The organism is Paraburkholderia bonniea, from assembly GCF_009455625.1.
Classification (GTDB): Bacteria; Pseudomonadota; Gammaproteobacteria; order Burkholderiales; family Burkholderiaceae; genus Paraburkholderia; species Paraburkholderia bonniea.
The window spans coordinates 1108731-1129613 of the sequence record NZ_QPEQ01000001.1; the positions used below are offsets into that span (position 1 = coordinate 1108731).

The 20883-nt window shown below is 57.5% G+C and carries 18 protein-coding genes; 17 read left to right on the forward strand and 1 reads right to left on the reverse strand.

The window, feature by feature from the left end:
* Positions 1–180: 180 nt before the first annotated feature.
* The 17 genes from gyrA to cysM all read left to right on the forward strand — a co-directional run bounded on the left by gyrA (position 181) and on the right by cysM (position 19318).
* Positions 181–2817, forward strand: coding sequence for a DNA gyrase subunit A (gene gyrA, locus GH656_RS04825; protein WP_153074836.1), 2637 nt, complete (start codon positions 181–183; stop codon positions 2815–2817).
* Between the two features lie 107 nt (positions 2818–2924).
* Positions 2925–3521, forward strand: coding sequence for a DUF2059 domain-containing protein (locus GH656_RS04830; protein ID WP_153076556.1), 597 nt, complete (start codon positions 2925–2927; stop codon positions 3519–3521).
* Positions 3522–3699: 178 nt separating this feature from the next.
* Positions 3700–4782, forward strand: a complete 1083-nt coding sequence (gene serC / locus GH656_RS04835; protein WP_153074837.1) for a 3-phosphoserine/phosphohydroxythreonine transaminase — start codon at positions 3700–3702, stop codon at positions 4780–4782.
* A gap of 61 nt (positions 4783–4843) precedes the next feature.
* Positions 4844–5926: a prephenate dehydratase gene (pheA, locus tag GH656_RS04840; RefSeq protein WP_153074838.1), complete on the forward strand. Its 1083-nt coding sequence runs from the start codon at positions 4844–4846 to the stop codon at positions 5924–5926.
* Between the two features lie 69 nt (positions 5927–5995).
* Positions 5996–7108 (forward strand): histidinol-phosphate transaminase, encoded by a 1113-nt coding sequence (gene hisC / locus GH656_RS04845; protein WP_153074839.1) that lies wholly within the window; start codon positions 5996–5998, stop codon positions 7106–7108.
* A 54-nt stretch (positions 7109–7162) separates the two neighbouring features.
* Positions 7163–8101, forward strand: coding sequence for a prephenate dehydrogenase (locus GH656_RS04850; protein WP_153076557.1), 939 nt, complete (start codon positions 7163–7165; stop codon positions 8099–8101).
* A gap of 18 nt (positions 8102–8119) precedes the next feature.
* Entirely contained in the window at positions 8120–9430 is a 1311-nt protein-coding gene (gene aroA / locus GH656_RS04855; RefSeq protein ID WP_153074840.1) for a 3-phosphoshikimate 1-carboxyvinyltransferase, read from the forward strand.
* Positions 9431–9454: 24 nt separating this feature from the next.
* Positions 9455–10141, forward strand: a complete 687-nt coding sequence (gene cmk / locus GH656_RS04860) for a (d)CMP kinase (RefSeq protein ID WP_153074841.1) — start codon at positions 9455–9457, stop codon at positions 10139–10141.
* A 125-nt stretch (positions 10142–10266) separates the two neighbouring features.
* On the forward strand, positions 10267–11997 hold the full coding sequence (gene rpsA, locus GH656_RS04865; RefSeq protein WP_153076558.1) for a 30S ribosomal protein S1: 1731 nt from the start codon (positions 10267–10269) through the stop codon (positions 11995–11997).
* Between the two features lie 23 nt (positions 11998–12020).
* Complete coding sequence (locus GH656_RS04870) at positions 12021–12341, forward strand: integration host factor subunit beta (protein WP_153074842.1); 321 nt, start codon at positions 12021–12023, stop codon at positions 12339–12341.
* Between the two features lie 346 nt (positions 12342–12687).
* Positions 12688–12981: a lipopolysaccharide assembly protein LapA domain-containing protein gene (locus tag GH656_RS04875; RefSeq protein WP_153076559.1), complete on the forward strand. Its 294-nt coding sequence runs from the start codon at positions 12688–12690 to the stop codon at positions 12979–12981.
* 62 nt (positions 12982–13043) lie between these two features.
* On the forward strand, positions 13044–14219 hold the full coding sequence (gene lapB / locus GH656_RS04880; RefSeq protein ID WP_153074843.1) for a lipopolysaccharide assembly protein LapB: 1176 nt from the start codon (positions 13044–13046) through the stop codon (positions 14217–14219).
* Between the two features lie 97 nt (positions 14220–14316).
* Positions 14317–15708, forward strand: a complete 1392-nt coding sequence (locus GH656_RS04885) for a UDP-glucose dehydrogenase family protein (RefSeq protein ID WP_153074844.1) — start codon at positions 14317–14319, stop codon at positions 15706–15708.
* The gene (rfaE1, locus tag GH656_RS04890) at positions 15686–16675 is read left to right on the forward strand and encodes a D-glycero-beta-D-manno-heptose-7-phosphate kinase (RefSeq protein ID WP_153074845.1); all 990 of its coding nucleotides are present in this window, start codon (positions 15686–15688) and stop codon (positions 16673–16675) included. The genes GH656_RS04885 and rfaE1 overlap by 23 nt, the downstream gene beginning before the upstream one ends.
* Positions 16676–16736: 61 nt before the next feature.
* Complete coding sequence (gene rfaD / locus GH656_RS04895) at positions 16737–17729, forward strand: ADP-glyceromanno-heptose 6-epimerase (protein ID WP_153074846.1); 993 nt, start codon at positions 16737–16739, stop codon at positions 17727–17729.
* A gap of 77 nt (positions 17730–17806) precedes the next feature.
* Entirely contained in the window at positions 17807–18148 is a 342-nt protein-coding gene (locus GH656_RS04900; RefSeq protein ID WP_153074847.1) for a ComEA family DNA-binding protein, read from the forward strand.
* Between the two features lie 267 nt (positions 18149–18415).
* Positions 18416–19318: a cysteine synthase CysM gene (gene cysM, locus GH656_RS04905; RefSeq protein WP_153074848.1), complete on the forward strand. Its 903-nt coding sequence runs from the start codon at positions 18416–18418 to the stop codon at positions 19316–19318.
* Between the two features lie 154 nt (positions 19319–19472).
* On the opposite strand, the gene mltB is transcribed toward cysM, so the two are convergent.
* A complete protein-coding gene (gene mltB / locus GH656_RS04910; protein WP_153074849.1) occupies positions 19473–20660 on the reverse strand; it encodes a lytic murein transglycosylase B in 1188 nt (395 codons plus the stop codon).
* Positions 20661–20883 lie beyond the last annotated feature (223 nt).

The window sequence follows — 20883 nt, forward strand, 5'->3', positions numbered from 1 at the left end:
GGCGAGCGCATATGCCAGTTATATATAGCCTTGTCTGGTTGCCAGTGCCCTGCATGCTAGAATCGCCCGTTGCAGTCATGGCTCATGGCCGCACCGCAGCGGAAGCGGATTTCACACCGCCTGCCACCCGCTCATTACCCGCCTACCACCCGTCTTCGCACGTAAAAAAGATACGGATAAATGGATCAATTCGCCAAAGAGACTCTGCCAATCTCCCTCGAGGAGGAAATGCGCCGTTCGTATCTCGATTACGCGATGAGCGTGATCGTGGGGCGTGCGCTGCCTGATGTCCGCGATGGACTGAAACCAGTGCATCGACGCGTCCTGTACGCGATGCACGAACTCAACAACGACTGGAACCGCGCTTACAAGAAGTCCGCGCGTATTGTCGGCGATGTCATTGGTAAATATCACCCGCACGGCGATACCGCTGTTTACGACACGATTGTCCGTATGGCGCAGAGTTTTTCGTTGCGTTACATGCTGGTCGACGGGCAGGGCAATTTCGGCTCGGTAGATGGCGATAACGCCGCTGCGATGCGTTATACCGAAATTCGTATGGCTAAAATTGGCCATGAACTGATTTCCGACATCGACAAGGAAACCGTCGATTTCGAGCCTAACTATGATGGCAGTGAAACCCAGCCGTCTATCTTGCCTGCCCGTATTCCCAATCTGTTAATCAATGGCTCGTCAGGGATTGCGGTTGGCATGGCCACCAATATCCCGCCGCACAACCTGAATGAAGTGGTTGATGCTTGCCATCACCTGCTTCAGCACCCGGAAGCAACAATCGACGAACTGATCGAGATTGTTCCTGCCCCTGATTTCCCGACGGCCGGCATTATTTACGGTGTAGCCGGTGTGCGCGATGGTTATCGCACGGGCCGTGGCCGTGTGGTGATGCGCGCAACCACGCACTTCGAAGAAATCGACCGTGGCCAGCGGATGGCCATCATCGTCGATGAGTTGCCGTATCAGGTGAACAAGCGCTCACTTCTTGAGCGTATCGCTGAACTCGTCAACGAGAAAAAGCTTGAGGGCATTTCTGATATCCGTGACGAGTCCGACAAGAGCGGTATGCGTGTCGTGATTGAACTCAAGCGCGGGGAAGTGCCTGAGGTGGTGCTGAACAATCTGTACAAGGCCACCCAACTGCAAGATACGTTTGGCATGAATATGGTGGCGCTGGTCGATGGCCAGCCCAAGCTGCTGAACTTGAAAGAAATGCTGGCGTGTTTCCTGTCGCACCGGCGGGAAGTGCTGACGCGGCGCACTGTATACGAACTGCGCAAGGCGCGGGAACGTGGTCACGTGCTCGAAGGGCTGGCGGTTGCGCTGGCTAATATTGATGAGTTCATTGCGATCATCAAGGCCGCGCCGAGCCCTCCGATAGCGAAGCAGGAATTGATGGCGCGCTCGTGGGATTCGTCATTGGTGCGTGACATGCTCGCCCGTGCTGAGTCGGACAATGCCACGGTTGGCGGCCGTGAAGCGTACCGGCCAGATGGTTTGCTGCCGGCGTTTGGCATGCAGGCGAACGGGATGTATCACCTGTCGGATGTCCAGACGCAGGAAATCCTGCAGATGCGCTTGCAGCGCCTGACTGGGCTGGAGCAGGACAAAATTCTTGGCGAGTACCGTGACGTAATGGCCCAGATTGCCGATTTGCTCGATATTCTGGCGCGCCCTGAGCGCATCACGGCGATCATTGTTGGCGAGCTGACGTCGATTAAGAGCGAATTCGGTGATGCGCGCCGTTCAAGAATTGAACTCAATGCCACTGAGCTCAATACCGAAGATCTGATTACGCCGCAGGACATGGTGGTCACTATGTCCCATACCGGTTACGTCAAGTCGCAGCCGTTGTCGGAATACCGGGCGCAAAAGCGCGGCGGGCGCGGCAAGCAGGCGACTTCAATGAAAGAAGACGACTGGATCGATACGCTTTTCATTGCGAATACGCACGATCACATCCTTTGCTTCTCAAATCGTGGCCGGGTCTACTGGATCAAGGTGTACGAGGTGCCGCAAGGTTCGCGGAACTCACGCGGCCGTCCGGTCGTGAACATGTTCCCGCTGCAGGATGGCGAAAAAATCAACGTTGTTCTGCCAGTGAAAGAGTTTTCTGCCGATCAATATGTCTTCATGGCAACTGCGCTAGGGACGGTCAAAAAAACTCCGCTTGAGGCCTTTAGCCGACCGCTGCGCAAGGGTATTATCGCGGTCGGCCTTGATGACGGTGACTACCTGATTGGGGCTGCGATTACAGACGGCCAGCACGATGTGATGCTGTTTTCTGATTCGGGCAAGGCGGTTCGCTTCGACGAAAATGATGTCCGTCCGATGGGGCGTGAGGCGCGCGGTGTGCGTGGCATGCAACTTGACGATGGTCAGCAGGTTATCGCGCTGCTGGTGGCTGGCGATGAGCAGCAGTCGGTGCTTACCGCTACCGAGAACGGTTTTGGCAAGCGCACGCCGATTACTGAATACACTCGTCACGGCCGCGGCACCAAGGGCATGATTGCGATTCAGACCTCCGAACGCAATGGCCGGGTGGTTGCTGCGACGCTGGTCGATCCGGAAGCCCAGATCATGCTGATTACCAATACCGGCGTGCTGATCCGCACGCGGGTATCGGAAATTCGGGAAATGGGGCGCGCAACCCAAGGTGTTACACTCATCAGCCTTGATGAGGGCACGAAGCTTTCGGGCCTGCAGCAGGTGGCCGAAGCCGAGGTTGATGTCGATCTGGATAGCGACGCCGAAGGTCCCGCCGAAGAAGGTGGTGCAGGTGAGGACGGCAGCGCGGTTTGATCTGGCTGGGCCTCTTTGTTATTGAGTGAGCGCTGCGCTGGTTGCGATCAGATTGATACGCAGCTAGCGCGGCGAGTAGTTCGACTATTTTCTCTGAGGGAGTAATGATGCAAAAACGATTCAAACAATTGATGTTGCTGGCTGCTTTCGTGCCGACTTTTGCGATGGCGCAAGCGCTTCAGAACCAGGCAGCTCCGGCTGCAGCTGCTGCTCCGGTTGATCCAGCCAAGCAAGCTGCAATCAAGGACCTGCTTGATGCGATCGACGCGCAAAAGCTCGTCGGCGCAATTGGTAACAGTGCACAGATGCAGGCTAAGCAACTGGTTCCGGCTATCTTGTCGGATGCCCTGAGCGAAAACAAGTCGCTGACTGACAAGCAAAAACAAGCTTCTGTACCAGTGCTGCAAAAAAATGCTGTGCCGAAGCTGGTGGAATCTGCTGGTCAAGTGTTCGCTTCGGATTCGTTCCGTCAGGATGCCATGCAGGCTCAATATGACGCCTATGCCAAGTACTACAGCGCACAGGAAATCAAGGATCTGACCACGTTCTACAAGAGCCCGACTGGCCGTAAGTTCATTCAGGTGCAAGATCAAGTGGGCCGTGATGTGGTGAATGGTCTGATGCAAAAGTACATGCCCCAATCTATCAAGGCAACGCGTGACCAGGCAGACAAGGATGTTGCAGCAGTCAAGCCCGGCAAATAAGCAGTTGAGCTGATGCGCTGAGGTGTCCACCAGCCCTGATTCTCAAGAATGTGGGTTTGGCGGGTTTCCAGCGGGGATGCCATAATGGCTGTTTGTGCATAAGCGCAAACAGCCATTTTTTTAGCTTGGTGCAATTCGTTTTCCTGAATCATTTTTTGCTTAGCCTCCGGGGTTTTCCATGCGTGTTTTTAATTTTTCCGCCGGGCCAGCGGCCATGCCCGAGGAGGTGTTGCGTCAGGCTGCTGACGAGATGCTCAACTGGCGTGATAGCGGCATGAGCGTGATGGAAATGAGTCACCGGGGCAGCGCGTTTTCATCTATTCACGAAGAGGCTTTGCTTGATCTGCGGGAGTTGCTTCAGGTGCCCGCCACTCACCGCATTCTGTTTTTGCAGGGTGGGGGGTTAGCCGAAAACGCAATCATTCCAATGAATTTGTTCGGTGTAAAACCTCGCGCCGACTTCGTAGTGACTGGTTCCTGGTCACAAAAATCACTCACCGAAGCCCGTAAATATGGCACTGCCCATCTGGCGGCGAGCGGTGAAACAGCCAGGGGTTTTACGCGGGCCCCGCTGCGGGCCGAGTGGCAGTTGTCGGATGATCCGGCCTACGTGTATTTGTGTACCAATGAAACGATTCACGGCGTCGAGACCTTTGATATCCCGGATCTCGGTGACATTCCGCTGGTTGCAGATGCGTCGTCGCATTTACTGTCGCGGCCAATGGATGTCGCCAAATACGGCGTGCTTTTTGGTGGTGCGCAAAAAAACATCGGCATTGCTGGGGTCACGGTTGTTATCGTGCGCGAGGACTTGCTGGATCGTGCGCTGCCTATCTGCCCGACAGCATTCGAATGGAAGACGGTCGCGGCGCATAACTCGATGTACAACACGCCACCAACCTACGCGATTTACGTTGCCGGACTGGTGTTCAAGTGGCTGAAAAAACAAGGTGGTCTCGCCGGGATCGAAGCGCGCAACATCGAAAAAGCGAAGTTGCTATACGACACAATCGACGCCAGCAATTTCTATCTAAACAACGTAGAGCGCGCTGCGCGTTCACGAATGAATATCCCGTTCTTTCTCGCTGATGCCACGCGTAACGAAGATTTTCTGGCGGGTGCGCAAGCGCGCGGTCTCGTGCAGTTGAAGGGCCATAAATCGGTCGGCGGGATGCGTGCATCGGTGTACAACGCGGTGCCGCTTAAAGCCGTGCAGACCCTCGTCGACTACATGAAAGAGTTTGAGCAGCGCCGTGCCTGATGTGTGTTGTGATGCAGGCTGGTCCGGGGTTTAGTCTCTTATAGATACGCTTTTTTCACGCATGGACGACGAACTTAATTTACGGCTTAAACCGTTGCGCGAACGCATTGATGCGCTTGATACGCAGCTCATCGCGCTGTTGAATCAGCGTGCGGCGATCGCGCTAGAAGTGGGCGAGGTCAAAAAACATTTCAATGCGCCGGTATTTCGCCCAGAGCGCGAACAGCAAGTCATCACGCGTTTGCAAGATCTTAGCGACGGCCCGCTCGCTGGCCAGCATATCAGCGCGATCTGGCGTGAAATCATGGCCGCCAGCCGGGCGCTCGAAAAGAACATTCGGGCGGCCTATCTTGGCCCGGTTGGCACCTACAGCGAACAGGCAATGCATGCCTATTTCGGTCTGTCGATCGAAGGTTTGCCGTGCCCGTCGATTGACGAAGTGTTTCGCTCCGTTGAAGCCGGGGCCGCTGAATTCGGTGTTGTCCCGGTCGAAAACTCAACTGAAGGTGCGGTGTCTCGCACGCTGGATTTGCTGCTGCAGTCGCAACTCGTGATTGGCGGCGAGCTGGCGCTGCCCATTCACCATAATCTACTGACGCTTAATGGCGGGCTGGCGGGCATTACGCGGGTGTGCGCGCACGCGCAGGCGCTGGCTCAGTGTCAGCGTTGGCTGGCGACCCATGTGCCGCATCTCGAATGCCAGGCGATGTCGAGTAACGCGGAAGCCGCACGCCTCGCCGCGAACGATCCGACGGTCGCCGCGATTGCCGGGGATCGAGCCGCGACGTACTACGGCCTGCAGGTTGCCTATGCCCTGATTCAGGATGATCCGCACAATCGGACCCGCTTCGTGATGATGGGGAAAGAGCCGGTTGGTATCAGTGGCCGCGACCAGACTTCGCTGATTGTGTCCGTGAAGAACGAACCTGGCGCGGTGTTCAAATTGCTTGAACCGCTGGCGCGTCATGGCGTGTCGATGACCCGTTTCGAGTCCCGCCCCGCGCGTGTGGGTACGTGGGAATACTACTTTTACATCGACGTTGAAGGTCATCGGGATGACGCACCGGTCTCGGCTACGCTGGCCGAGCTCGAGAAAAAAGCGGCATTCCTGAAGATTCTTGGTTCTTATCCACGCGCTACCTGATTACCTGAGTTGGCCCTTCGGGGCGCACCCATCACCCGCCTGTCTGTCCATTGTTGCCCGGAGAAACTCATGCCCTTGCCGTTCGGCCCGTCTTATGTGCGGGCACTCGCCCCTTATATCGCTGGCAAACCTATTGCGGAAGTCGCGCGCGAATTTGGTCTGGACGAAGCCCGCATTGTGAAGCTCGCATCGAATGAAAATCCGTTTGGCATGCCTGAATCAGCACAGCGCGCGATCAGCCAGGCCATTGGCGAGCTGGGCCGGTATCCGGATGCGAATGGTTTTGAGCTGAAGGCCGCCTTGAGTGAGCACTATGGCGTGCCGGCAGACTGGGTGACGCTCGGCAATGGCAGTAACGATATTCTCGAAATCGCCGCGCATGCGCTGGTCGAACAAGGCCAGTCGGTGCTGTACTCGCAGTATTCGTTCGCGGTTTATGCGCTGGCCGCTCAGGGCGTGGGTGCCCGCGCAACGGTGGTGCCAGCGCGGCAGTACGGCCATGACCTCGATGCGATGCTGGCGGCCATTGAAGCTGACACGCGTCTGATCTTCATTGCCAATCCGAATAACCCAACTGGCACCTTTATCCCTGGCCCAGTGCTGGAGTCGTTTCTCGACCAGGTGCCGCGTGAGGTTGTCGTCGTGCTGGACGAGGCCTATACCGAATATCTGGCACAAGACCAGCGCTATGACTCGATTGGCTGGGTGCGCCGGTATCCCAATCTGCTGGTGTCGCGCACGTTTTCGAAGGCGTTTGGCCTAGCTGGGCTGCGTGTTGGCTTTGCGATTGCGCAGCCGGAACTGACCGATTTGCTCAATCGTCTGCGGCAGCCATTCAATGTCAATACGCTGGCGCAAGCGGCGGCGATTGCTGCGCTGCGTGACGACGGGTTTCTTGCTCGAAGCGCGCAGGCTAATGCGCAAGGCTATCGTTATCTGACGCAGGCGTTCGAGCGTCTGGGCCTCGACTATGTGCCGTCGCACGGCAATTTTGTGCTGGTGCGGGTGGGCGATCATGATGATTCGGGTCATCAGGTCAATCTGGCCTTGTTAAAACAGGGCGTCATCGTGCGGCCGGTCGGCAATTATGGTTTGCCGCAATGGCTCCGTATCACGATTGGTCTGCCTGACGAAAATGCGGCGTTTATCGCCGCGCTGGAAAAAACACTCGCGGCTTCCTGAGCGAGCCCCTATGTGATTCGCGTGCGAGGCCTCCGGGCTGCGCGCGCTTTTTGGGTGATGGACGTGGCCGGGTTTTCCTTTAACAAACTGGTGGTGGCTGGTGTCGGTCTGATTGGTGGTTCGCTCGCGCGCGCGTTGCGGGAGCGGGATGAAATCGGCGGTGCGCGCCAGGTGATTGGGATTGGCCGTTCAACTGATTCGACCGCGCGGGCATTGGCGCTTGGTGTGATTGACCAGGCTGTGGCGCTGACCGATGAAGCCGCGTTGCGTGAAGCCTTGGCAGGTGCCGATATCGTTTTGCTGGCGGCACCGGTGGCGCAAACCCAGCCGCTGCTTGAGCGCATTGCACCGTGGCTGGATGCCGCGACGATCATCACCGATGCGGGCAGCACCAAGTCCGATGCTGTAGCGGCAGCGCACGCAGCACTTGGAAGCCGGGCTGGCCAGTTCGTGCCGGGCCATCCGATTGCCGGACGTGAAGCGAGTGGGGTGGATGCTGCGCTGCCCGATTTATATGTAGGCCGTAACGTGGTGCTGTGCCCGATGGCAGGCAATACGCCCGAAGCGCTGGAGCGAATTGCATCAATGTGGCGCGCAGCGGGTGCCACCGTGCACGAAATGTCTAGCGTGGAGCATGACCGCGTGTTTGCCGCGGTTAGCCATTTGCCGCACGTCTTGTCGTTTGCGCTGGTTGAGCAGATTCTCGCCTCGCCGGACGCCGCGCTGAAATTCTCGTTTGCCGCAGGCGGATTCCGCGATTTCACCCGGATCGCTGCTTCAAGCCCTGAAATGTGGCGTGACGTGTGCGTGGCCAATCGGGTGGCGCTGCTGGAAGAGCTGGATGCCTACACGGCAGTGCTGACACGCTTGCGCGCCGCGATCAATACGGCTGATGGCGCTGAACTCGAAGCGGTGTTTGCCCGCTCGCGGACGGCGCGGATGGCATGGCAGCCGGGTGGCCAGCCCGTCAGGCTGGACGATACCGCCGCATAACCGGAACTGGACTCATTCATGGATTACCTCGATCTCGGCCCGTTTTCTCGCGCATCTGGCACGGTTCGCCTGCCCGGCTCGAAGAGCATTTCTAACCGCGTCCTGCTGCTGGCCGCGCTTGCGGAAGGCGAAACCACCATTACCAATCTGCTTGATTCAGACGACACCCGGGTAATGCTCGACGCGCTGATTCAGCTAGGCGTGAAAATTCGCCGTGACGAGCAGGCGCAGACATGCGTGGTGTCGGGTACGCGTGGCGCGTTTACGACCAAAACCGCAGATCTTTTTCTCGGCAATGCGGGCACGGCAGTGCGTCCATTGACAGCGGCGCTGGCAGTTAATGGCGGTGAGTATCGCGTGCATGGCGTGCCACGCATGCACGAACGGCCGATTGGCGATCTGGTGGAGGGTTTGCGGCAAATCGGCGCGCAGATTGATTACGAGGCGGCCGAAGGTTATCCGCCATTGCGGATTCACGCGGCGCGGATTGCCACCGAAGCGCCGGTGCGTGTGCGTGGCGATGTGTCGAGCCAGTTTTTGACCGCCTTGCTGATGACCTTGCCACTGGTGCGCAGTGCGAGCGGCGTGACCACGGTTGAAGTGGAAGGCGAATTAATTTCCCAGCCCTATATCGACATCACCATTCGGTTGATGGCGCGTTTTGGCATCCAGGTGGAGCATGACAACTGGCAGCGCTTCACGGTGCCAGCTGGGCGGCGCTATCAGTCGCCGGGCAGGATCATGGTCGAAGGGGATGCGTCGTCGGCATCGTATTTTCTTGCCGCAGGTGCGCTGGGTGGTGGCCCGGTGCGGGTAGAGGGTGTCGGGCGCAGCAGCATCCAGGGCGACGTGGGTTTTGCCGATGCGCTGATGCGGATGGGCGCGAACGTGACGATGGGCGACGACTGGATTGAAGTGCGCGGCGTGGGCCACGATCATGGCAAGCTGAATTCGATCGATATGGATTTCAACCTGATTCCCGACGCGGCGATGACCATCGCAGTGGCCGCGTTGTTCGCCGACGGCACGACGACCTTGCGTAATATCGCAAGCTGGCGCGTTAAAGAAACGGACCGGATCGCCGCAATGACCACGGAACTGCGCAAGCTGGGTGCGACGGTGCAGGAGGGTGTCGATTCATTAGTGGTCACGCCGCCTGCACAGCTTGTGCCACATGCCGTGATTGATACCTACGACGACCACCGGATGGCGATGTGCTTTTCGCTCGCCAGTCTTGGCGGAGTGCCGGTACGGATTAACGATCCTGATTGCGTGCGCAAAACTTTCCCTGATTATTTCCAGCGCTTTGCTGCGCTGGTTCAACCCTGATCTGGCCATCTACGGCTTTTTTCAATGAAACCTATTCGTCCATTCCACCAGACGCCCGTCATTGCTATCGACGGCCCTACTGCCTCCGGTAAAGGCACCGTCGCCGCGCTGGTGGCAGCCAGCCTGGGCTTTCACCTGCTGGATAGCGGCGCGCTGTACCGGCTGGCGGCGTTGGCGAGCTTGCGTTACAGCATCGCGGCAGACGATGCCGTGGCGCTGGAGAAGCTTATCGGTGAGCTGCATATCACGTTCCGCGAGGGGTTGGCCCAGCTTGATGGCGTTGATGTTTCAGCCGAAATCCGCGCCGAGGAGATCGGCAACCGGGCTTCTGCGATAGCGGTTCATGGCCCGGTACGGGCGGCGCTTGTGGCTCGTCAGCGTGCTTTTCGCAAAGAGCCGGGCCTGGTTGCCGATGGCCGGGATATGGGGACAGTGATCTTTCAGGACGCCGCACTCAAAGTGTTTTTGACCGCGAGCGTGGAGGCTCGCGCGGCGCGCCGATATAAGCAATTGATCCAAAAAGGTTTTTCTGCTAATATGGAAGACTTGCTCCGGGATTTGCGTGAGCGTGACGAGCGCGACAGTACGCGCGCTGCCGCGCCACTTAAGCCTGCAGCAGATGCAAAGCTGCTTGATACGTCGGCGCTTTCGATTGACCAGGCGGTCAATCAGGTGGTGCAGTGGTATCAGGCGCTGGTTCCGCACGCATAGCACGCGTGTGGTTGTGTAGGTGTTTCGCAACGACTGCGGAACGTGTGTTCACTCCTTAACCCCGCATGGCATTCGCATTGTTGCCAAAGCGGCGGGCCAACCGGCCAGCCAGGCAGCGCGAGACCGTGCAAATCTCGACCTTTATGTCCGACCTGCAAACTTCCAACCTGAATACCGAATCTTTCGCGGCTCTGTTCGAAGAGTCGCTGACCAAGCAAGACATGCGCGCTGGCGAAGTCATCTCCGCCGAAGTCGTCCGTGTCGACCACAATTTCGTGGTTGTTAATGCTGGTCTCAAGTCCGAAGCCTACATCCCGCTCGAAGAATTTTTGAACGACGCGGGCGAGGTAGAAGTGCAGGCGGGCGACTTCGTTTCAGTGGCGATCGACGCGCTGGAAAATGGTTACGGCGACACAATCCTGTCGCGTGACAAGGCGAAGCGTCTGGCTTCGTGGCTGTCGCTGGAAAAGGCGCTCGACAACAACGAGCTCGTTACCGGCACGATCACGGGCAAGGTCAAGGGTGGCATGACCGTCATGGTCAATGGCATTCGTGCATTCTTGCCAGGTTCACTGGTGGATACACGTCCTGTCAAAGACACCACGCCTTATGAAGGCAAAACGCTCGAATTCCGCGTGATCAAGCTGGATCGCAAGCGTAACAACGTAGTGTTGTCGCGCCGTGCAGTGATCGAGGCTACGCAGGGTGAAGAGCGCGCAAAGCTGCTCGAAACACTGAAAGAAGGTGCGATTGTCGAAGGTGTGGTGAAGAACATCACCGACTACGGCGCATTCGTGGACCTCGGTGGCATAGACGGCCTGCTGCACATCACTGATATTGCATGGCGTCGTGTGCGTCACCCGAGCGAAGTCCTGTCAGTTGGCCAGGAAGTGACGGCAAAGATTCTCAAGTTCGACCAGGAAAAGAACCGCGTTTCGCTGGGTATCAAACAACTGGGCGACGATCCATGGGAAGGCATTTCACGCCGTTACCCATCAGGCACACGTCTGTTCGGCAAGGTTACCAACATTACTGACTACGGCTCATTTGTCGAAGTGGAATCGGGCATCGAAGGCCTTGTCCACGTGTCAGAAATGGACTGGACCAACAAGAACGTTGCTCCGTCGAAAGTGGTACAGCTGGGCGACGAAGTCGAAGTCATGGTCCTCGAGATCGACGAAGACCGCCGCCGTATCAGCCTCGGCATGAAGCAATGCAAGCCGAACCCATGGGACGATTTCAGCCGCAACTTCAAGAAGGGCGACAAACTGCAAGGCGCGATCAAGTCGATTACCGACTTCGGCGTGTTCATCGGTTTGCCTGGCGGTATCGACGGTCTGGTTCACCTGTCAGATCTGTCATGGAACGAAACCGGCGAAGAAGCTGTGCGCAAGTACAAGAAGGGCGACGAAGTGGAAGCCATCGTTCTTGGCATTGATGTCGAGAAAGAACGCATTTCGCTGGGTATCAAGCAACTGGAAGGCGACCCGTTCAGCAATTTCGTTGCAATGAACGACAAGGGCTCGACAGTTGATGGCGTAGTCAAGTCGGTTGATGCGAAGGGTGCTGTGGTAACGCTGTCAGATGACGTCGAAGGCTACCTCCGCGCTTCTGAAATTGCTCAAGATCGTGTGGAAGATGCGCGTAACGTGCTGAAAGACGGCGACAAGGTCAATGCGATGATTATCAACATCGACCGCAAGTCACGTGGCATCAACCTGTCGATCAAGGCCAAAGATTCGGCTGAGCAACAAGAAGCGATTCGTGGCATGGCGTCCGACAGCAGTGCTGCTGCTACCGGCACGACAAACCTCGGTGCGTTGCTGAAAGCCAAGCTCGACGGCCAGAACCAGTAAGCCTTAAGAGGGTCTGCTGCAGTATGACCAAATCGGAATTGGTCGCTCAACTGGCCCTGCGGTTTTCGCAGCTTGTTTTAAAAGATGCGGATTTCGCAGTGAAAACGATGCTTGATGCGATGTCAGAGGCACTTGCCTGCGGGCATCGCATTGAAATTCGCGGTTTTGGCAGCTTTGGCCTGAATCGTCGTCCATCCCGGATTGGACGCAATCCTAAATCGGGTGAAAAAGTGCTGGTGCCTGAGAAGTACGTACCGCATTTCAAGCCCGGCAAAGAGTTGCGCGAAAGAGTGGATGGACGGGCAGGCGAGCCGCTCAAAGCAGAAGGGCCAGATGATGATTGATCCGTCTTCGCTGTGTTGTTTTCAGTGTCGTGTGGATCACGTTAGTGGCCAAAGCCAGACAGCAAAAGACCAAAAAAGCGCCTTCGGGCGCTTTTTTTATGGTGCTGTCATTAACGCCGACATCGGCATTTCTGCGGCGGTAAATGTCACCGTTAATCAACCTGTGACCTTAATTAGGCGACTAATTAGACGGACGGTTCGGACAGCGGCCCTGGCAAGCATTCAGGCTTTCATGATTCACCTGCTGTTCAGGCCCCTGGCCCTTGCTTTACAATACGCGTCACTTCAGTTCCCCCGCCCATGGCGGGCCACATCACTCGCCGTACTGCTATCAAGAGACCTGCCCATGAAATTTATCGTCTGGTTGATCCGCGTTCTGGTGTTTGTGCTGTTGCTAGTGCTTGCGCTCTCCAATACGCAAACCGCGACGCTAAATTTTCTCGCGGGTTATGTCTGGCAAGCACCGTTGATTCTCATCGGTCTCGTGTTTTTCGTTGTCGGCCTGGTATCGGGTCTGGTGTCGGCTCTGCCTGCCCTGTTTCGTTTGCGGCTTGAAAATAGCCGCCTGAAACGCGAGTTGCGTATCGCGCGGGAGGCTCCCGCTGCGGTTGAACCGCCTCTCATGCCCCCACTCATTTAATTTCACTTGCCGCCTGCTTCGTGCAGGCGATTTTTGTTGTTGCATTCCCCTGGCTATTGCACATGGATCTAGATTTCTGGTGGCTGCTTGTCATCCCGCTCGCGTTCGCGCTTGGCTGGATGGCCGCACGCTATGACCTTAAGACGCTATTGTCCGAAGGCACCAATCTGCCACGCTCGTATTTTCGTGGTCTTAACTTTCTGCTCAATGAGCAACCAGATCAGGCGATCGACGCATTTATCGAAGTCGTCAAACTTGATCCCGAAACGGTCGAACTGCACTTCGCGCTAGGCAATCTGTTTCGCCGACGCGGTGAAACTGACCGGGCGATCCGGGTGCATCAGAACTTGTTAAGCCGGGCGAGCCTGTCAGTTGCTGAGCGCGATCATGCGTTGTTCGAGCTTGGTCAGGATTTTCTTAAAGCCGGTTTGCTTGATCGTGCGGAAGAAACTTTTCGGGCGCTTGAGGCCGGCTCCCGTGCGCTGGATGCGCAGCGTGCGCTACTCACCATCTACGAGATCGAGAAAGACTGGAGCCGCTCCATTGATACGGCCCGTTGCCTCGAAACGATGGGGGCGGCCCCACTGGGCAAGGAAATCGCGCAGTTCCATTGCGAACTGGCTCAGGAAGCCTTGCAGCACAAACAGCCTGACGAGGCGCAGCGGCAGCTTGATCTGGCGCTCAAGGCTAATTCACAGAGTGTGCGGGCGACGATCCTGCTGGGCGATGTTGAAGCGTTGGGCGGCAAGCTCGACGCGGCCATTGCGTATTGGCTTCAGGTCGAGCAGCAAAATGCCGCGTATTTGCCGCTGGTCGCAGTCAAGCTGATGCAAGCGTATGAGGCGCTGGGCCGTCAGGCCGAAGGTGCCGAATTGCTGACCGCCTGGGTTGATCGCTATCCGTCCGCCGATTTGCTCGATGTGGCGTATCAGTACGTGTCGGCATTGCGTGGTGCAGATGCGGCTCATGCGTTGGCGCGCACGCAGATGGAAAAATCTCCGAGCCTTGCAGGGATGACCCGGCTGCTTGAGGCTCAGCAAGCGTTAGCTGAAGAGCCGCGACGCAGTGAGCTGGCCCTGATGCACACGCTGTTGCGGCAACGTACTAAAAATCTGCCGCGCTACACCTGCCAGAACTGCGGCTTTCGTGCCCGCTTGTTCTATTGGCAGTGCCCGGGTTGCAGTGGCTGGGAAACCTATGCCCCACGCCGGGTTGAACCCATGGCTGCGTCAAGCTGACGCTGAAAGTGAGGCCCAGTGCTAATGGCGGGTAGCGTGAAGATCGCATTGCCCGCAAGCCTGGGAGTTATCACGGGAACCTGATACCGGAACGCGTATGAAAATCTCCATTATTGGTACGGGCTATGTCGGCCTCGTGACGGGCGCGTGCCTGGCTGAAATTGGCAACGATGTATTTTGCGTCGACGTTGATCCACGCAAGATCGATATCCTGAATAACGGCGGCGTGCCTATTCATGAGCCGGGTTTGCAGGAAATTATTGCGCGCACCCGGGCAGCCGGGCGCATCGCGTTTTCGACCGATATCGCAACGAGCGTCGCCCATGGCGATGTGCAGTTTATTGCCGTCGGTACGCCCCCGGATGAAGACGGCTCCGCCGATCTGCAGTACGTGCTGGAAGCGGCCCGCAACATCGGCCGTTACATGAATAGCTTCAAGGTGATCGTGGATAAATCGACGGTCCCGGTTGGCACCGCCGAGCGCGTGCGAGCGGTGATTGAGGAAGAGCTGGCGCGACGCGGTCTGGCCGATAGCCCGGCGCATCGGTTCTCGGTGGTATCCAATCCTGAGTTTCTGAAAGAAGGCGCGGCGGTTGACGATTTCATGCGCCCGGACCGGATCGTGCTGGGCAGCGATAGCGATGAGGCAGGCCTGCGTGCCCGTGACTGGATGAAGCGCCTGTACGCGCCGTTTAACCGCAATCACGAACGCATGCTGACCATGGACGTTCGTTCAGCAGAGTTCACCAAATATGCTGCTAACGCGATGCTGGCGACCCGCATTTCGTTCATGAATGAAATGGCGAATCTGGCTGACCGGGTGGGCGCGGATATTGAAGCGGTACGACGTGGCATTGGTTCTGATCCGCGTATCGGGTATCACTTTTTATATGCCGGATGTGGCTATGGCGGATCGTGTTTTCCGAAGGATGTGCAGGCGCTGATCCGGACTGCGAGTGAGATGGGTCATAACCTGCGCATTCTCGAAGCGGTCGAGGCCGTGAATCACGAGCAAAAAGAAATTCTCGTGAACAAGATTGTGGCTGCGCTGGGCCCGGATTTGACGGGACGAACCTTTGCGGTTTGGGGCCTGGCGTTCAAGCCGAATACTGATGATATGCGTGAAGCGCCCAGCCGCAGAGTCATCGCGCAGTTGCTCGCGCGCGGCGCGAGTGTGCGTGCCTACGATCCGGTCGCACTCAATGAAGCGCGCCGGGTGCTGGCGATGGATCTGGCCGATGCGCCAGAGCAGCAGGCCCGGTTGCATTTCGCCTGTACACAGGACGAAACCTTGATTGGGGCTGATGCCATCGTCATCATCACCGAGTGGAAAGAGTTCAAGAGTCCGGATTTTATGCATTTGAAATCGATGCTCAAGTCACCGCTGATTTTCGATGGCCGCAATCTCTACGAACCTGAAGCGATGACCGAACTCGGTATCGACTACCACTCGATTGGACGTCCCTATGCCCAACTCGCCGATATCTAAATCCCCCCAGGACAGTGCTGTGCCAGTGCCGGACCGGGTGTCTGTGCCTCGGGCGCGGGTGGCGGCTGCCCGGGTGCTGATTATTGGTGACGTGATGCTGGACCGCTACTGGTTTGGCGATGTGAACCGCATTTCTCCTGAGGCACCGGTGCCCGTGGTCCACGTGCAGCGTCAGGAAGATCGCCTGGGTGGCGCGGCTAACGTCGCGCGGAACGCGGCGGCGTTGGGTGCCTGCGCAGGATTGCTCTGCGTGGTGGGGCGAGACGAGCCGGGTGAGCGCATCGTGCATTTGCTTAAGGACAGTGGGGTGGTCGAGCATCTTGAGCGCGACCCTGATTTGCTGACCACGATCAAGCTGCGGGTGCTGGCGCGCCAGCAGCAGTTGTTGCGGGTCGACTTTGAGAACACGCCCGCGCATGAAGTGCTGCTCGCGGGTCTGGCGCGGTTTGATGCGCTGTTGCCGACATATGACGTGATCCTGATGTCCGATTACGCCAAAGGCGGCCTGACTCATGTGACGCAGATGATTGCGCAGGCACGGGCCGCACATAAACCGGTTCTGGTTGATCCAAAGGGCGACGACTGGGAGCGTTATCGCGGTGCGACGCTCATTACGCCGAACCGCGCTGAATTGCGCGAAGTCATTGGCCAGTGGAAATCCGAGGACGATCTGCTGGCACGGGTGACCACCCTGCGCCGCGATCTAGCCTTCGAGGCGCTGCTGCTGACGCGCTCGGAAGAGGGCATGACGCTGTTCTCTGACGATGGCGTGCTGACGATCTCAGCGCTGGCGCGCGAGGTATTCGACGTATCGGGTGCGGGTGACACCGTGATCGCCACGCTGGCGGTCATGCTGGGCGCGGGGCTATCGCTGGTGGAGGCGGTCACGCTGGCCAATCGCGCGGCAGGCGTGGTGGTGGGCAAGCTCGGCACGGCAGTTGCTGAATATGACGAACTGTTTCCTTGATTGAGGCCGCCTGAGTGTTGCAGCGCTGGCCCAGTCTGAACTTCATTACCGTAAAACGACCATGACTATTATCGTGACCGGCGCCGCTGGTTTCATCGGCAGCAATCTTGTCAAGGCGCTCAATCAACGCGGCCATTCGCGCATCATTGCTGTTGATAACCTCACCCGCGCAGACAAGTTTCACAATCTCGTTGACTGCGAGATTGAGGACTATCTCGACAAGAGCGAATTTATCGAGCGCTTTACCCGGGGCGATTTCGGCAAAGTACAAGCGGTGTTTCATGAAGGCGCGTGCTCGGACACGATGGAAACCGATGGCCGCTACATGATGGACAACAACTTTCGCTATAGCCGTGCTGTGCTGGATACCTGCCTCGCGCAGGGCAGCCAGTTTCTGTATGCGTCGTCGGCGGCGATTTATGGCGGCTCGGAGCGGTTTGTCGAAGATCGTGAAGTGGAGCGGCCGCTGAATGTCTATGGCTATTCGAAATTTTTATTCGACCAGGTGGTGCGACGCCTGATTCCAGGTGCCGCTAGCCAGATTGCTGGTTTTCGCTATTTCAACGTGTACGGTCCGCGTGAAACGCATAAAGGCAGGATGGCTTCGGTTGCGTTTCACAACTTCAACCAGTTCCGTGCCGAAGGCAAGGTCAAACTGTTTGGCGAGTACAACGGCTATGCTGCAGGCCAGCAGACGCGCGATTTCGTCTCGGTCGAGGACGTGACGAAGGTCAACTTGTTCTTCTTCGACAATCCCGGCAAATCAGGCATCTTCAATCTCGGCAGTGGCCGGGCGCAGCCGTTCAACGATATTGCGCTGAGCGTCGTGAATACGCTGCGTGCACTCAATAACGAGCCCGCCCTGTCGCTTGAACAGCAGGTGCAGCAAGGGCTGATCGAGTACGTTCCTTTTCCTGATGCGCTGCGTGGCAAGTATCAGTGTTTCACTCAGGCAGACTTGGGCCGCCTGCGCGCGGCGGGCTATGAGGCTCCGTTTCTGAGCGTGCAGGAAGGTGTTGGCCAGTACGTGCGCTGGCTATCTGGCCAGCTATAAAACGAATTTGAGTTTGCCTACACTGGGGTCTCCCGGTTGACGATGGTCGTTAGCCGGCAGTACGAAGGAGATCCCATATGATGCGAAAAATTCTGGTAACGGCGGCTATGCTGGCTGCTTTCGGTCAGGCGTATGCAACCGTCAATGTCAACACGGCCGATGACGCCGCATTACGCGGTATCCGCGGCATTGGTCCGGCTAAAGCCAAAGCTATTCTTGATGAACGTGCCGCACATGGTCCTTACAAAGACGCGGCCGATCTGGGCAAACGTGTAAGTGGTCTGGGTGGCCATACCGTCGAGCGGCTTCAGGCAGAAGGGCTGGCGGTGGGCCCGGCGGGCGCTGCCGCAGGCACACAGGCGGCAGCAACGAAGAATGCTGCGGATAAAAACAGCCCCGCCGTGGTGGTTAAAAAATAACGCAATGGCTTGAGCGCAGCGCGACTGGCCGCTGCGTGGTTCTCGTGTTAATCCCGGTTATCTGCTTTCGCTTTGGTTAAGCTCAGCTAGCAGCTCCTTCAGCCGTCGTTCAGATGACTGGCTCCCGCGGTGCTTGCCGCGGGTTTTTTGCGTGACGGCATAGTTGGTGCGTTGGCATCCCTAAGCTTAAATGAGCTAACCGGCGTGCCAGCGCCCCGTGGTTTAGAATCGCCCCTTCCATTCCTGCTGGCTGGCGAGAAAACTACGATGGCTTACAAAACAATTGAAGACACAATCGGCAATACGCCCCTCGTACAGCTCGTGCGTCTACCTGACGACGAAATCCGCAGCCGCAACAATGTGATTCTCGGCAAGCTTGAAGGCAATAATCCGGCCGGTTCGGTGAAAGACCGCCCGGCGCTGTCGATGATCCGCAAGGCAGAAGAGCGTGGCCGTATCAAACCAGGCGACACATTGATCGAAGCAACCAGCGGTAATACCGGTATCGCACTGGCAATGGCCGCGGCCATTCGGGGCTACAAGATGCTGCTGCTGATGCCGGAAGATTTATCGGTTGAGCGACGCCAGAGCATGGCCGCTTATGGCGCACAAATCTTGTTGACGCCAGTCACGGGTGGCATGGAGTACGCCCGTGATCTCGCGGAACAAATGCAGCGCGAAGGCAAGGGCACCATTCTTGACCAGTTCGCCAATCCAGATAATCCGCTGGCGCACTATGAAACCACTGGCCCGGAAATTTGGCGTGAAACTGAAGGGCGCATCACGCATTTCGTTTCGGCAATGGGCACGACCGGCACCATCATGGGTGTTTCCCAGTATCTGAAGGAGCAGCGTCAGGCCATTGAGATTGTTGGCGCGCAGCCGGAAGAAGGCTCACGCATTCCAGGCATCAGGAAATGGCCTGAAGCTTATTTACCCAAAATTTTTGATCGCAGCCGTGTGGACCGTGTGGAAAATGTGAGCCAGGCGGCTTCGGAGGCCATGGCGCGCAAGCTGGCTGCGATCGAAGGGATCTTCTGCGGTATTTCGGCAGCGGGTGCGTGTGAGGTTGCTTTACGGATTGCCCGCCAGGTTGAAAATGCGACGATTGTGTTTGTGGTCTGCGATCGTGGTGACCGGTATTTGTCCACGGGGGTATTTCCCGCTTGAAGCTGGCCTCAGTGCGGGTTTGGCGTCACCCACTATGCGGGGCCGGTTGTCTGAATTCGCGTTCCTCATAAAAAAATGCTGGTTTTAACCAGCATTTTTTCGCACTTGACTTAACTGATACAGCCACGCCATAACGCGGCCCTTAAATACATGGTTACTGCAGCAGCGCATCAGGCGCGCTCCCATCCATCCCGGGCACGCTGGTTGCCTGCATTTGCTGGCGAATCTTCTCGCCAAGCTGGTACACCGCTAACGCATAGAAAAAGCTGCGGTTATAACGCGTAAGCACATAGAAATTTCTCAGACCCAGCACATATTCGGTTGGGCGCGCGGGCGAGGGTAGATCAACTACCGTCAACGGGGTGCCCGCTTCGGCAGCAACATCCAGCCCTGGTTCGGTCACCGCCATGCCCGCATTCAGCAACTGCTGTAGCGACCAGCGCGGCTCGGGTTTGCCATCTGCGGCAGCTTGTGCGATGCCTTGGCTGCCGGCATCCGGGCTGATATTCCAGACGACAGGCCGGCCCGTTTCCCAGCCGTTTTGTTTTAGATAATTAGCGACGCTGCCGATGGCATCGGCCTGGCTGCTGCGCAGGTCGATGTGCGGGTTGCCATCGTAATTGACCGCGTACTGGACGATGCTGCTAGGCAGAAATTGCGGAATGCCAATTGCACCGGTGTACGAACCAAGCACCGTGCTGGGGTCGATCTGCGCGTCGCGGGTCCACACCAGGTAGTCTTCGAGATTCTTGCGAAACAACGCCTGGCGATCTGCCCGGTTCGGGGTGTTGGGGTAATCGAAACTGAGCGTGGTCAGCGCGTCGAGCACGCGGAAGTTACCCATGTAGCGTCCGTAAATGGTTTCGACGCCAATGATGCCGACGATCACCTCGGGCGGTACACCGAACTCCTGATAGGCGCGTTGCAGCGTGGCCTGGTTGTTGCGCCAGAATTTCACCCCGGCATTGATCCGCACCTGATCCAGAAAGCGCGCCTGATACGTGCGCCAGTTTTTGATCGAAGGGGAGGGTGATGGTGTGACGAGCTTGACTGCAGTCGCCGAATAACTGACCCGCGAAAATAGCGCGTGCAATGCCGCTGGATCGAAATCGTAGCGGGCTGCCATGTCATTGATGAAGGCGTCTACCTGGCTGTTATTGGTGTAGCGCTGCGGAACAATTTCTTCTTCAAATGTTTGCCCCTGGGCCGCCGCTGTTTGCGGCTGGCTTTGCGCTACCGCAGGCGTGGCCGCCACAAACATGGCGCTGGCGAGACTGAGCGCGATGGCACAGGCTTGCGTGCGAAGACGGTTTCGTGCGGACGGGGCAAGCTGGACGGTCATATCAGGTGGGCAGGGAGCCAGACAAAGAATGCGGGGGAGTATACCCGACGCTTTCTGTCCCGATAACCCGTGGCGCAGGCCTGGCGCGGGTACGCGGGACGGTATGGTAAGTTGGCCGCTTTCGTGCCTGGTATCTAGGTGTGCGCGGGGTGCGCCTAGATGTGCAGCGGGTGCGCAGAACTCTCCTTTCATCGTGCTGGCGGCTCCGTCTGGGGGCGCAAAG

Excerpts from the sequence above, each read along its gene's own strand:
- gyrA (WP_153074836.1), top strand. The coding sequence starts at position 181 with ATGGATCAATTCGCCAAAGAGACTCTGCCAATCTCCCTCGAGGAGGAA.
- GH656_RS04830 (WP_153076556.1), top strand. The coding sequence starts at position 2,925 with ATGCAAAAACGATTCAAACAATTGATGTTGCTGGCTGCTTTCGTGCCG.
- serC (WP_153074837.1), top strand. The coding sequence starts at position 3,700 with ATGCGTGTTTTTAATTTTTCCGCCGGGCCAGCGGCCATGCCCGAGGAG.
- pheA (WP_153074838.1), top strand. The coding sequence starts at position 4,844 with ATGGACGACGAACTTAATTTACGGCTTAAACCGTTGCGCGAACGCATT.
- hisC (WP_153074839.1), top strand. The coding sequence starts at position 5,996 with ATGCCCTTGCCGTTCGGCCCGTCTTATGTGCGGGCACTCGCCCCTTAT.
- aroA (WP_153074840.1), top strand. The coding sequence starts at position 8,120 with ATGGATTACCTCGATCTCGGCCCGTTTTCTCGCGCATCTGGCACGGTT.
- cmk (WP_153074841.1), top strand. The coding sequence starts at position 9,455 with ATGAAACCTATTCGTCCATTCCACCAGACGCCCGTCATTGCTATCGAC.
- GH656_RS04870 (WP_153074842.1), top strand. The coding sequence starts at position 12,021 with ATGACCAAATCGGAATTGGTCGCTCAACTGGCCCTGCGGTTTTCGCAG.
- GH656_RS04875 (WP_153076559.1), top strand. The coding sequence starts at position 12,688 with ATGAAATTTATCGTCTGGTTGATCCGCGTTCTGGTGTTTGTGCTGTTG.
- lapB (WP_153074843.1), top strand. The coding sequence starts at position 13,044 with ATGGATCTAGATTTCTGGTGGCTGCTTGTCATCCCGCTCGCGTTCGCG.
- GH656_RS04885 (WP_153074844.1), top strand. The coding sequence starts at position 14,317 with ATGAAAATCTCCATTATTGGTACGGGCTATGTCGGCCTCGTGACGGGC.
- rfaE1 (WP_153074845.1), top strand. The coding sequence starts at position 15,686 with ATGCCCAACTCGCCGATATCTAAATCCCCCCAGGACAGTGCTGTGCCA.
- rfaD (WP_153074846.1), top strand. The coding sequence starts at position 16,737 with ATGACTATTATCGTGACCGGCGCCGCTGGTTTCATCGGCAGCAATCTT.
- GH656_RS04900 (WP_153074847.1), top strand. The coding sequence starts at position 17,807 with ATGATGCGAAAAATTCTGGTAACGGCGGCTATGCTGGCTGCTTTCGGT.
- cysM (WP_153074848.1), top strand. The coding sequence starts at position 18,416 with ATGGCTTACAAAACAATTGAAGACACAATCGGCAATACGCCCCTCGTA.
- mltB (WP_153074849.1), bottom strand. The coding sequence starts at position 20,660 with ATGACCGTCCAGCTTGCCCCGTCCGCACGAAACCGTCTTCGCACGCAA.